We start from the raw sequence: 12807 nt of genomic DNA, 5'->3' as shown, positions 1-12807 counted from the left end.
ATGGCCGGATTGCCTTTACGCGGACTGATCGTGGGCATGGCGAACGACCAGTCTCTGGCCTGGGGCTGCGCCGAGGCGCTGCGCGCGGACGGTGCGGAGCTGGCCGTGACTTTCCAGGGCGACAAGGCGCGGTCCCATGTCGAGCCGCTGGCACAGGCCCTTGGCGCGCCCATCTTCCTGCCGCTCGACGTGACCGCGCCGGAGCAGATGGAGGCGCTGTTCACCGAGATCGCCGCCCGCTGGGGACGGCTGGACTTCCTGCTCCACTCGGTGGCCTTCGCGCCCAAGCAGGACCTGCACGGCCGGGTCGTGGACAGCTCAGTGGAGGGCTTCACCAAGGCCATGGACGTGTCCTGCCACTCGCTGATCCGGCTTGCGCGCTTTGCCGAACCGCTCATGGCCGAAGGAGGCTCGATCCTGACGATGAGCTTCTACGGTTCGGAGAAAGTCGTGCCCGGCTACGGCCTGATGGGGCCGGTAAAGGCGGCGCTGGAGGCCAGCGTGCGCTACCTGGCCGACGAACTGGGGCCGACGGGCATTCGCGTCAATGCGCTGTCGACCGGGCCTGTTCGCACCCGCGCCGCGTCCGGCCTGTCGCATCTGGACGAACTGATCCGGCTGGCGGCGGAAAAGGCGCCGCTCCACCAGTTGGTGACGATCGAGCAGATCGGTCACATGGCGGCCTTTCTGCTCGGCCCGAAGGCCCGTTTCGTGACGGGCCAGACGATCTACGTCGACAGCGGCTACAACAGCGTAAGCGGTTAGGCGGCCTTTCGAGGATGCCGCCGTGAAACTGAAGCGATGAAATTCGTGCGTCGTGAAATCTCGCCCAGGTTCCGAATGCGCCGCGATCGCGGCGCATTCGGTAGAAACGCCTATGTATCTGTTGACGTTTTGAACAGACGGGCGCAGCTTCCTGTCTGACGGGTTCAAGGTTCGGATAAGTCGCCGATTTCATTCTCTTGGGCCCGGTATTTAAGATCTTCGCAGTCATTTCTACAGAGCAGTCGTCCCCGCGCGTCGCGAGGAATTGGTCGGGAGAACGTCATGGGCTGGATTATCGCATTGATCGTTGGCGGCATCGCCGGCTGGCTTGCCAGCCTGGTCATGAACCGCGATGCCTCGATGGGCATCTTCTGGAATATCGTTGTGGGCTGCGTGGGCTCGGTGATCGGCAACCTCATCGCCAACCAGTTCGGCATTGGCGGATCGGTGAAGGAATTCTCGATCGTGGGCCTCCTGGTCGCTTTCCTGGGGGCAGTGGTCCTTCTGGCAATAGTGAACCTGGTCCAGCGCGGCCGCGTGCGCTGATCGAATGCCGACCTGCTCCGGGCCGCGGCGCGGAGCAGGTCGGCACCGGTCCGGGCGGCGCGAACTCATCTGCTACAGGGATTTCGATGCGACTATTGAAGGTGCCGGTGCTTTGCGCATCGGCGGTCTGTTGGATGGCCCTGGCGGCGGCACCTGCCCATGCGCAGGGCGCCAAGGCGACGTCCCCGCCTGAATTCGCGCGGCGCATGGAGCACCTCAAGCCCGGTGAATGGGTCTGGGCGCCGGACGTTTCGCCAACCGGGCCGATCATGGTCTATGTGGACCTCTCAAGGCAGATCGGCATCGTCTACCGCAACGGCGTGCGGATCGCCGCGACCACGGTCTCCAGCGGCAAGGCGGGCCATGCCACGCCCACCGGCGTGTTCACGATCCTCCAGAAGGACGCGAAGCACCGGTCCAGCACTTACAACAACGCACCGATGCCCTATCAGCAGCGCCTGACCTGGGACGGTGTGGCGCTCCATGCCGGGGGACTTCCGGGCTATCCCGAAAGCCATGGCTGCGTGCACATGCCCTATGGCTTCGCGAAGGAGCTTTTCGCCATCACCAAGCTGGGCGTGACGGTCGTGGTGGAAGGCGATGCCGAGAAGCACGTCCGCACCAGCGACAACAGCCTGCTCGTCCCCTTCGACGACAAGGGCCGGCCGGTCGACCGCACCCCGCTGTCCGGCGGGGAGCAATATCGCTGGCGCCCGCAACTCGCGCCCAGCGGGCCGCTGTCGATCATCGTCTCCAAACTGGACCAGCGGGTGGTCGTGCTGCGCAACGGCATCGAGATCGGCCGCAGCGTGGCCGAAGTGAACGATGACGATCCGGGCTCCCACGTCATCACGATGATCCTGCGGGACGGCAAGCCGCGCTGGGTCTATGTCGGCCTGCCCGGACACGGCGACGACGAAGGGCGCGAAGTGGACGAGGCGATCGTCAATCGCCTGCGCCTGCCGCGGCCCTTCTACGAGAAGGTCAAGGCGCAGCTCGCGCCCGGCACGACGATCCTGGTCACCAATTCGCGCGTGGCCGAAGGACCGCCCGAGCACCTGACGGTGATTGACGCGGTCATGCCCAAACCCTGAACCTTACTGGTCTCGCTCCAAGCCTCGGGATGGGGTGTGCATGCACCGGGCTGACCGGAGCGGCGCGGTCTGCCGAACCCGGCTCTTCCGGTTGTGCGGACCGATTGCAGTGGTAATATGAAAATTGTCCTGATGACAGGAGGACTTCCTTGAAAGTTGCGGTCTTCAGCACGCGTCCCTACGATCGCGAATTCCTTGACAAGGCCAATGACGAGGCCGGTGCCGGTCACACGTTGTTCTATCTGGAGCCGCGCCTGAATTCGCACACCGCCCATCTGGCGCGGGGCCATGACTGTATCTGCGCTTTCGTGAACGATCAGCTTGGGCGCGAGGAACTGAAAATCCTGGTCGCCGGCGGAACGCGCATGATCGCGCTGCGCAGTGCCGGGTTCAACAATGTCGATCTCGACGCCGCTCGCGAACTGGGCCTGCGCATAGGCCGCGTTCCCGCCTATTCACCCGACGCCATCGCCGAGCACGCCGCGGCGCTGATCCTTTCGCTCAACCGCAAGATCCACAAGGCCTATGCCCGCGTGCGCGAGGGCAACTTCGCCCTCGAAGGCCTGCTCGGTTTCGATCTCAGGGGCAAAGTGGCCGGCGTGATCGGCACCGGCAAGATCGGCATCAACCTGGCCCGCATCCTCAAGGGCTTCGGCTGCGAGGTGCTGGCCAGCGATCCTTTCGAAACCCCGGAACTCCCAGCCATCGGCGGCCGCTATGTCCCGCTGGACGAACTGCTGGCCCGCTGCGACGTGATCAGCCTCCATTGCCCGCTGACGCCGGACACCCATCACCTGATCGGCCGGGAGGCGATCGGCCGGATGAAGCGCGGGGTCATGCTCATCAACACCAGCCGCGGCGCAGTGATGGATGCCCGCGCGGTGATCGCCGGGCTGAAGAGCGGGCAGGTCGGCTATGTCGGGCTGGACGTCTACGAGGAAGAGGAGGACCTGTTCTTCGAGAACCTGTCCGACCAGGTGATCCGCGACGACGTGTTCGTGCGGCTGATGACGTTTCCCAACGTGCTCATCACCGGCCATCAGGGCTTCTTCACGCGCGAGGCGATGACCGCCATCGCCGGCACCACGATCGACAATATCAGCACGTTCGAGCGCAGCGGCGCGCCGCGCCATCCCGTGCCGCCCGAGCCGGACCTCGTGCCGCAGGAGCCGCTGGCCGCCGGGCAGGGGGACTAGCCCCGCCGATGGCCGCGCTGGCGCTCGTTCCGATCCTGGCGCTCGTGTTCCTGATGACGGGGCTGCGCTGGTCGGCGGCGGCAGCCGGTACGGCCTCGGCCGTGATCGCGGCGATCGTCTCGGTCGCGGCCTTCCAGTTCGGAGACACGCCCGCCGATCTGGCCGGGCCCGTGCTGGAGGCCGGCTTCACGGCAGCGACGATCCTGTGGATCGTGTTTCCCGCGCTCTCCATCCACGAATACCAGATGCGGACCGGCGCCACCGGGGTGATCGGGGAGTGGCTGTCGTCGATATCGTCCGATCCGGCGGCCACGGCGCTGCTGGTGGGCTATTTCTTCGCGATGTTCCTGGAAGGCGCCTCGGGCTTCGGCACGCCGGTGGCCATCGTCGCGCCGATGCTCGTCGCGCTGGGCGTGGCGCCGGAGCGGGCGTTGCTGGTCGCCCTGATCGGCCATGTCGTGGGCGTTTCCTTCGGGGCGGTGGGCGCGCCGATGGTGCCGCTGGTGGAGGCCGGGCCGGTCGACGAGCGGCGGCTATCGCTGGCCATCCTGCTGCTCCATGCCTGCATCGGCTGGAGCTTGGCGCTCATCGTCGTGAGGCTCGGCAGTGTGACGCTGCGGCACGGCGGCGCCGCTTCGTGGCAGGTGGCGGCAATGGCGGCGGCCTGCTTCTTCCCGGCGGCCGCCTTGATCGCGGGGCTGGCGGGACCGGAACTGCCGACGCTGGGCGGTGCGCTGCTGGGCGGGGCCCTGTTCATCGTCTGGCTGCGCCGCGGAGCGCCGCCGACAGCGCGGGCGCAAGGGCCGGAGACGAAAGCCCTGCTGCGTGCCGGATTGCCCTATCTTCTGCTGGTCGCGCTCATCCTTGCCAGCCGCCTGATCGATCCGCTGCGCACGGCCCTGCGGTCCTATCATGTCGAGTGGACCTACCGGCAGGGCTTCGGCGACCAGATGCTGCCGTTCTACCACCCCGGCACGATGCTCTTGCTGGCCTTCCTGCTGACGGCGCTGATCAACGGCTTTCGCCCGCGTCTCGTCGCCGGGTCGATGCTCGCCGCGCTCCGCCGCCTGCCGCAAGTGGCGATTGCGCTCGTCTCCGTGCTGACCCTGGCGCGTTTCATGGTTCACGGCGGGCTGATCGATGCGCTGGCCGTTGGCGCGACCGGCCTGTTCGGTCAGGCCTGGCCGCTCGCCGTGCCCCTGGTGGGGGCGCTGGGGTCGTTCGTGACAGGATCGGGAACGGCCTCCAACATCATCTTCGCGAACTTCCAGGTGGCCGCGGCCGATGCCGTGACCCTGCCGCACTGGCTCGCGCTAGCGGGGCAGAGCCTCGGTTCGGCTATCGGCAACATCATGGCGCCGCACAACATCGTGGCGGGCACGGCGACGGTCGGATTGGTCGGGCACGAGGGGAGGGCACTCGCCCGCACGGCGCCGATCTGCCTTGCCTATGCGCTGGCGGGCGGGGTGATCGTGCTGATCGTGCGCTGGGCCTTGGGCCTGCTCACCTAGAATTGTTCGGGGAATTTCAGTCATGTTGCAGTGATATCTTGGTATGCTGCAGTCATGTCATTTTCTGATGTCTTGGTTAATTCAGTAATTCTTCACCGATATCGCCTGAGGCGATGTTGAGTATTATGTCTTGCGGGTGTAATAATCCCGGCTGATAGCGAGCGCGACATGATCACGAACCTCTCTTCCTCCGGCATTGCCACGCGGGCTTCCCGCCGCAGCAGGGCGGCAGGCCGGGGTTGGGAGCAGCGACGTGATCGTCCCAGAGATGCGGGAGGGCCGCGGCCTTCCCCCCAGGCGTGCAACGGCGGGCCCTGACCTGCCTTTGCCACTTCCGCCTCCTGTCCACATGTCCACCGAGAGCGACAGGAGGCGGAAAAACGCCCGGCCCGGCATCTCGTTCGATCGGTGCCGCGAACTTCGCGGGTCACGATCTTTCGAACGGACTCTCATCACTTTCCCCCCGATCGATGATCGGAATTTTGCGTGAGCCGGCAGGCGTGCGGCGCTTGATCGCGGCTGCATATCTGGCAAGCTGCAGGCGATGCCGAAGGGCGCCGGGAGAGTGGCCTTGCCGGGTTTCAGGCCCGGTTGGAGACGACAAGGGTATTCAGGATCGGTCTGGAGCGGGCGCGCCCGTGGCCAGTCGATAGCGCGCCGGATGATGCGACGCGGACAGTTCCAAACCGTTCGATGACAGGACGGAATCGACAGACCCGACCGGAAGGAGAATGACATGGACGCGAAGACCAGCGGCTGCCCGATGCACGGCGAGCCGGTAAGATCGCTGCTTGGCCGCACCAACCGTGACTGGTGGCCCAACCAGCTTTCCCTCGACATCCTCAGCACCAGCGGCGCCAGCGCCAATCCGCTCGGCGACGACTTCGACTATGCCGCCGCCTTCAAGTCGCTCGACTATGCGGCGCTCAAGGCAGACCTCACCGCGCTGATGACCGACAGCCAGCCCTGGTGGCCGGCGGATTACGGGCACTACGGACCCTTCTTCATCCGCATGGCCTGGCACAGCGCGGGCACTTATCGCACCGGCGACGGGCGCGGCGGCGCCTCTTCCGGCAACCAGCGCTTCGCCCCGCTCAATTCCTGGCCGGACAACGCCAATCTCGACAAGGCGCGGCGTTTGCTCTGGCCAATCAAGCAGAAGTACGGGGCCAAGCTGTCCTGGGCGGACCTGCTGATCCTCACCGGCAATGTCGCCATCGAATCGATGGGCGGCCCGACTTTCGGCTTCGGCGGCGGGCGAGAGGACATCTTCGAGCCTGAAAAGGACGTCTACTGGGGCACCGAGGAAGAATGGGTGGGCCAGGGCGCCGAGACCCGCATCCAGCCCGAAAAGGAGATGGCGCTCGAAAACCCGTTGGCCGCGATCCAGATGGGCCTCATCTACGTCAATCCCGAAGGTCCCGGCGGCGATCCCGACCCGGTCGGCTCGGCTCGCGACATCCGGGAGACGTTCGCGCGCATGGGCATGAACGATGAGGAGACCGCGGCGCTCACGGCGGGCGGCCATACTTTCGGCAAATGCCATGGCGCCGGCGATGCGGCGAAAGTGGGCGCCGAACCGGAAGGCGCGGACATCGCGCAGCAGGGTCTCGGCTGGCAGAGCGGACACGAAAGCGGCTTCGGCGATCACACGATCACGTCGGGTCTCGAAGGCTCGTGGACGCCTACGCCGATCCAGTGGGACATGAGCTTCCTGCACATGCTGCTGGACTACGAATACGAACTCGTGCGCAGCCCTGCCGGCGCGCAGCAATGGCAGCCTGTCGCCCAGAAGCCCGAGGACATGGCGCCCGGCGCACATAGCCCCGAACGCCGCGTGCCGACGATGATGACCACGGCCGACATGGCCTTCAAGGTCGACCCCGAATATCGCAGGATCCTGGAAGGCTTCCGTGCCGACCCGAACCACTTCGCGGATGCTTTTGCGCGCGCCTGGTTCAAGCTCTGCCACCGCGACATGGGCCCCAAGGCGCGTTACCTCGGGCCGGAAGTTCCGGCGGAAGACCTGCTCTGGCAGGATCCGATCCCGGCCGCCGACCATGCTGCGATCGGAACGGCGGACGTGGCCGCGCTCAAGCAGAAGATCCTCGCTTCGGGCCTGACCGTGGGCGAACTGGTCTCCACCGCCTGGGCTTCGGCGTCGACATATCGCGGGTCGGACCACCGCGGCGGCGCCAATGGCGGCCGTATCCGCCTTGCCCCGCAGAAGGACTGGGAGGTCAACGAACCCGAGAAGCTCGCGAAAGTCCTCAAGGTCTACGAAGGCATCAAGGCTGAATTCGACGGTTCGGCCGGAGGCAGGAAAGTCAGCGTGGCCGACCTCGTCGTGCTGGGCGGCAACGCCGCGATCGAGAAGGCCGCGGCCGATGCGGGAACGCCCGTGGACGTGCCGTTCCTGCCCGGTCGCACCGATGCCACGCAGGAGCAGACCGATGTGGAAGGCTTCGCGGTGCTGGAACCCCGCGTCGACGGCTTCCGCAATTACCTGCAGGTGGCCTTCACCGTTCCGACCGAGGAACTGCTGATCGACCGGGCGCAGCTCCTTGGCCTCAGCGCGCCGGAAATGACGGTTCTGGTCGGCGGCCTGCGGGTGCTGGGCGCCAACCACGGCGGCTCGAAGGACGGGGTCTTCACCGATCGCGAAGGTCAGCTCACCAACGACTTCTTCGTCGGCCTGCTGGATATGGGCACGGCGTGGAAGCAGGTGGACGACCAGGCCGACGAGACGTTCGTCGGTACTGACCGCGCCAGCAACACGCAGAAGTGGACGGCAACGCGGACGGACCTGGTGTTCGGCTCCAACTCCCAGCTCCGCGCGCTCAGCGAAGTCTATGCCTGCGCCGATGCAGGACCGAAGTTCCTCAAGGACTTCGTCTCGGCCTGGACCAAGGTGATGAACGCGGATCGGTTCGATCTGGCCGGAAAGGCGTAAGATAGCGGAGCCCTCGCGAAGGCGGGGGCTCCCCTGCCTTCTGCGAGCGAATTTGCCCCCTCGGGCGGATTTGGCGAACAGGCGGGAAGCCATATAAAGATATCTTTATATTTGCGTCGCGAAAGCTGACGGGGTAGGGACGATGCATTCGAGGCGCCGGGCTTTGCCGTTCGGCGTCTCCACGCAACGTCCAACGTACCAGGAGCTTCCCGTGGCCACTGCCCAGATCGCCCACGACTACGCCATTACCGATATCTCGCTTGCCGATTTCGGCCGCACCGAGATCAACATCGCCGAAACCGAAATGCCGGGCCTGATGGCGCTGCGCGAGGAATTCGGCGCTTCGCAGCCGCTCAAGGGCGCGCGCATCACCGGCTCGCTGCACATGACGATCCAGACCGCCGTGCTGATCGAGACGCTGGTCGCGCTCGGTGCCGACGTGCGCTGGGCCACCTGCAACATCTTCTCGACCCAGGACCACGCTGCCGCCGCCATCGCTGCTGCCGGTATCCCGGTCTACGCGATCAAGGGTGAATCGCTGGCCGATTACTGGGACTACGTCGGCAAGATCTTCGACTGGTCGACCGAAGAGAACCCTGACCTCACTGCCAACCTCATCCTCGACGATGGCGGCGATGCCACCATGTTCGCGCTCTGGGGCGCCCGCGTCGAAGCCGGTGAGCCGCTGTTCGAGCCCACCAACGCCGAAGAAATCGAATTCGTCCGCGCGCTGAACGCCTTCCTCAAGGCGAAGCCGGGCTACCTGACCGCCTCGGTCAAGGCCATCAAGGGCGTTTCGGAAGAAACCACCACCGGCGTTCACCGCCTTTACCACCTCGCCAAGGACGGCAAGCTGCCGTTCCCCGCGATCAACGTGAACGATTCGGTCACCAAGTCGAAGTTCGACAACCTCTATGGCTGCAAGGAATCGCTGGTCGACGCGATCCGCCGCGCCACCGACGTGATGCTGGCCGGCAAAGTCGCTTGCGTCGCCGGCTTCGGCGACGTCGGCAAGGGTTCGGCTGCCTCGCTCCGCAACGGCGGCGCCCGCGTGATGGTCACCGAAATCGACCCGATCTGCGCCCTTCAGGCCGCCATGGAAGGCTATGAAGTCGTCACCATGGAAGACGCCGTGAAGCGCTGCGACATCTTCGTGACCGCCACCGGCAACGAAGCCGTCATCACCGGCGAGCACATGGAAGCGATGCGCGACAAGGCGATCGTCTGCAACATCGGCCACTTCGACAGCGAGATCCAGATCTCGGCGCTCGACAACTATGACTGGAAGGAAGTCAAGCCGGGCACCGACCTGGTCACTTTCCCGGACGGCAAGCAGATCATCGTGCTCGCCAAGGGCCGCCTGGTGAACCTGGGCTGCGCCACCGGCCACCCCAGCTTCGTCATGTCGTCGAGCTTCACCAACCAGACGCTCGCGCAGATCGAACTCTTCGTCAAAAACGACGAATACAAGAACGAAGTCTATGTGCTGCCCAAGCACCTCGACGAGAAGGTCGCCGCGCTGCACCTCGAAAAGCTGGGCGTGAAGCTCACCAAGCTTTCGAAGAAGCAGGCCGACTACATCGGCGTGCCGGAAGCCGGTCCGTTCAAGCCGGACCACTACCGTTATTGAGTAATGCTAGTCGGGAATGCCCATAGAGGCATTCCCGATGCGGCACCGGCCCACGCCCCCACCCGACCTCCCATCAAGGATACACTAGTGGGAGGTCGGGTGGGGGCGTGGGCCGGTGCCGCAAGCTCGTCACGGATGTGACGAGCGCTCTAAACAGAAACGTTCTCCCCATTGTGTTTAGGGCTTCCCCGCATCATAGCCGTTGGTGAATGGACCAGGATCGCCTCGTACCCCTCCTGATCGGTCTCCTGCTCGCTGCCTGGATGCTGGCGGCGGCCTGGGCCGTGCTTACGGCGCGCAGCCGACAGAAGCGGGCTGAAAACCAGCTTCGCTCCGCGCGGCGGCTTGGCCGCATGGTCGAGGAATCGCCCGCATCTCCGCTGCTCGTCCGCTCCGACGGGCGAATCGAAGCCAGTCCGCGCCTGGCGCAGTGGCTGGGGCTGGACGAAGTGCCGCAGTTCCTGTCCGAACTCGACACGGGCGAGCGGGGCTTGCCGGCAGAGAAGCTGGAAGAGCTGACCGAGGCCGTACGCCGCACCCAGAAGACCGCGACGCCCTTTCGCATGGTGCTGACCCCGCGCGGGTCCACCCGGTCGCTGGCGCTGCGGGGGCATCTGGCCGACCCGCAAGTCTCGCCCGGCGGCGCCGCGCTGGTCTGGGTCTTCGACTTTTCCGACAGCGAGACCGAACTTACCCGCCTGCGCGACGAAGCTTCGCGGGCGAGGGGGGATTTCACCGCGCTGGTCTCGTTGATCGAGGCGGCGCCGATGCCGATGTGGTTCCGCCGTCCGGACGGCGAACTGCAACTGGTCAATTCGGCCTATGTCGCCGCGGTCGGCGGCGACAGCGCGCAAGGCGTCGTGGCCAGCGGGACCGAACTGGTCGAGAACGTCGACGGTCTCACTCCGGCGCAAGTCGCGCGCGTCGCGGCCGACAAGGGCTCGCCGATCCAGCGCATCGTCTCGACCACGATCAACGGCCAGCGCCGCGCGATGCGCGTCAGCGACCTGCCTCTGGGCGAGGACGGGGTCGCGGGATACGCGGTCGATATCGAGGACCTTGAGGAAATGTCGCGCTCGTTCCGCGCTTTCCGCGAGGCGCAGCGCGGGTTGCTCGATCAGCTTTCGGCAGGCGTGGCCCAGTTCGACGCCAAGAAACGCCTGACGTTCGCCAACCAGCCGTTCCAGCGCCTGTTCAAGCTCTCGGCGCAGGCCATGCAGGATCTTCCTGCCTTCGAGCGCCTGCTCGATGCCGCGCGCGATGCCGGGCGCGTGCCCGAAGCGCGCGATTTCCCCGCATGGCGCCGTGAGAAGGCGGCCTGGTTCGCTTCGGGCGAAGCGAGCGAGGAAGCCTGGACCCTGGCGGACGGCACGCATCTGCGCATCGTCGCCCAGCCGGTGCCGGACGGCGGGCTGATGCTGATCGCCGAGGACCGCACCGAGCAGCTGCGCTTGTCGGCCGTGCGCGATACCCTGCTGCGCACCCGCACGGCCACGTTCGACAGTCTGTTCGAATCGATTGCGGTCTTCGCGCCGGACGGGCGCATGCAGATATGGAACCGCCGCTTCGCCGCCGACTGGGGGCTCGACAGCGACTTTCTCGACACCCATCCGCATATGCAGGACCTGCTCAAGAAGATCGCGCCGCGCCTCAAGCGGCCGGCCGAAGCGGAGACGGTGGGCAGCGTCATGCGCACCGCCACGCTGGACCGGGCGCAGAAGGGCGGCCGCATCGCGCTGGCCGACGGGCGCATGCTGGAGTTCGCGGGCGTGCCGCTGCCAGATGGCAACGGGCTGCTGGCCGTGCTCGACATTACCGATTCGCAGAAGGCCGAGGCCGCGCTGCGCGAGAGCAATGCGGCGCTGATCGAGGCGGATACGATCAAGACGCGGTTCCTTGCCAAGATGAGCTACGAACTGCGCACGCCGCTCACCTCGATCGGCGGATTCGCCGAACTGCTGGAGGCGGGCGTCGGCGGCGAGCTTTCGGACAGCGGGCGCGAATATATCGAGGCGATCCTCACTTCCGTGGAAGCGCTGGGCGATCATATCGACAGCCTGCTGGACCTTTCGCAGGGCGAAGCGGGGCTGCTGCCACTGAAGAAGGAAGAGATCGACCCGATGCCCTTCATCCGCTCCGTGGTGGAGGAGCGCGCGTCGCGGCTCCAGAAGGCGGGGCTGGTGCTGGATCTTCAGGCGAGCGGCCTGCTGCGGCCGATTTCCGGCGATCGCAAGCGGCTTGCGCGGGCCGTCGGCCATCTCGTCGACAATGCCATTGCCGCCTCCCGGCAGGGCCAGCGCATCCTGGTGCAGCTCGGCCGCCGCAAGTCGGGTGACGGGGAATGGCTCCAGATCCTGGTCCAGGACCAGGGGGCGGGGATGGACAGCCGCAGCGTGGCCCTGGCGCTTGACGGCATGAAGGCCAGCGCCGATGGCAAGTCGGTGGAGCGCAGCCAGGGCCTCGGCCTGCCGCTCGCGCGCCAACTGGTCGAGGCGCATGGCGGCGCGCTGCGCCTAGCTTCGGAGCCCGGCCAAGGTACCAGCGCGCTGGTGGAGCTTCCGTGAAGATTGCATTGCCCGACCTTGCCGCGATGGAACGCTTCGGCCGCGCCATTGCCGATCGGCTGCGCCCCGATGACGTCGTCGCCCTCACCGGTGGTCTCGGCGCTGGCAAGACAACGCTCGCCCGCGCCATCATCGCCGCCCTCGGGCACGAAGGCGAAGTGCCGTCGCCGAGCTTCGCCATCATCGAGGTCTACGATCCGCCGCAGGGCGACGTGTCTCCTGCAGGCCAGCCCGATTCCGGCCGTCCGGGCGTGCGACTGCCGCTGGTCCATGCCGATTTCTACCGGCTCCAGGATCCGTCCGAGGCCGATGAGATCGGGTTGGACGACTATCGGCAGGGCGCCGTGCTGCTCGCCGAGTGGCCCGATCACGCGGGCGGTTTCGCCCATGAGCCGGCCTGTCTCTCGATCACGCTGGAAGTTGCGGGCGACGGGCGGACCGCCATTGTCGAGCCGGGGCCCGATTGGCGGGATCGCCTTGGGTTCTGATTTTATCGGAACAGCGATCACCGTTGTTTGTTTGTCGCATTTTCCGAGTCGTCAGGTGTT

General features: G+C 66.1%; 9 protein-coding genes. All 9 read left to right on the top strand.

Annotation, left to right across the window (positions count from 1 at the left end; translation table 11 throughout):
- Positions 1–765 (top strand): enoyl-ACP reductase FabI, encoded by a 765-nt coding sequence (gene fabI, locus AB4Z00_RS00300; protein WP_132262078.1) that lies wholly within the window; start codon positions 1–3, stop codon positions 763–765.
- Between the two features lie 282 nt (positions 766–1047).
- Positions 1048–1311 carry a GlsB/YeaQ/YmgE family stress response membrane protein gene (locus AB4Z00_RS00295; protein WP_132262080.1) on the top strand — a complete coding sequence of 88 codons (264 nt, stop codon included), beginning with the start codon at positions 1048–1050 and terminating at the stop codon, positions 1309–1311.
- A gap of 86 nt (positions 1312–1397) precedes the next feature.
- Positions 1398–2405 (top strand): L,D-transpeptidase family protein, encoded by a 1008-nt coding sequence (locus AB4Z00_RS00290; protein WP_442044310.1) that lies wholly within the window; start codon positions 1398–1400, stop codon positions 2403–2405.
- A gap of 149 nt (positions 2406–2554) precedes the next feature.
- Positions 2555–3601 carry a 2-hydroxyacid dehydrogenase gene (locus tag AB4Z00_RS00285; protein ID WP_442044308.1) on the top strand — a complete coding sequence of 349 codons (1047 nt, stop codon included), beginning with the start codon at positions 2555–2557 and terminating at the stop codon, positions 3599–3601.
- 8 nt (positions 3602–3609) lie between these two features.
- Entirely contained in the window at positions 3610–5112 is a 1503-nt protein-coding gene (locus AB4Z00_RS00280; protein ID WP_132262085.1) for an L-lactate permease, read from the top strand.
- Between the two features lie 736 nt (positions 5113–5848).
- Positions 5849–8065: a catalase/peroxidase HPI gene (gene katG, locus AB4Z00_RS00275; protein WP_442044306.1), complete on the top strand. Its 2217-nt coding sequence runs from the start codon at positions 5849–5851 to the stop codon at positions 8063–8065.
- A 211-nt stretch (positions 8066–8276) separates the two neighbouring features.
- Positions 8277–9695 carry an adenosylhomocysteinase gene (gene ahcY / locus AB4Z00_RS00270; RefSeq protein ID WP_207912788.1) on the top strand — a complete coding sequence of 473 codons (1419 nt, stop codon included), beginning with the start codon at positions 8277–8279 and terminating at the stop codon, positions 9693–9695.
- Between the two features lie 209 nt (positions 9696–9904).
- Positions 9905–12259 carry a sensor histidine kinase gene (locus tag AB4Z00_RS00265; RefSeq protein ID WP_132262090.1) on the top strand — a complete coding sequence of 785 codons (2355 nt, stop codon included), beginning with the start codon at positions 9905–9907 and terminating at the stop codon, positions 12257–12259.
- A complete protein-coding gene (gene tsaE / locus AB4Z00_RS00260) occupies positions 12256–12747 on the top strand; it encodes a tRNA (adenosine(37)-N6)-threonylcarbamoyltransferase complex ATPase subunit type 1 TsaE (RefSeq protein ID WP_132262091.1) in 492 nt (163 codons plus the stop codon). The genes AB4Z00_RS00265 and tsaE overlap by 4 nt, the downstream gene beginning before the upstream one ends.
- Positions 12748–12807: the final 60 nt, after the last annotated feature.

The sequence above is a fragment of the Novosphingobium sp. YAF33 genome, assembly GCF_052113265.1.
Lineage (GTDB): Bacteria > Pseudomonadota > Alphaproteobacteria > Sphingomonadales > Sphingomonadaceae > Novosphingobium.
Note: the sequence above shows the minus strand (reverse complement) of the source record. Positions and strands in the feature narration are given on the sequence as shown.

Excerpts from the sequence above, each read along its gene's own strand:
- fabI (WP_132262078.1), top strand. The coding sequence starts at position 1 with ATGGCCGGATTGCCTTTACGCGGACTGATCGTGGGCATGGCGAACGAC.
- AB4Z00_RS00295 (WP_132262080.1), top strand. The coding sequence starts at position 1,048 with ATGGGCTGGATTATCGCATTGATCGTTGGCGGCATCGCCGGCTGGCTT.
- AB4Z00_RS00290 (WP_442044310.1), top strand. The coding sequence starts at position 1,398 with ATGCGACTATTGAAGGTGCCGGTGCTTTGCGCATCGGCGGTCTGTTGG.
- AB4Z00_RS00280 (WP_132262085.1), top strand. The coding sequence starts at position 3,610 with ATGGCCGCGCTGGCGCTCGTTCCGATCCTGGCGCTCGTGTTCCTGATG.
- katG (WP_442044306.1), top strand. The coding sequence starts at position 5,849 with ATGGACGCGAAGACCAGCGGCTGCCCGATGCACGGCGAGCCGGTAAGA.
- AB4Z00_RS00265 (WP_132262090.1), top strand. The coding sequence starts at position 9,905 with ATGGACCAGGATCGCCTCGTACCCCTCCTGATCGGTCTCCTGCTCGCT.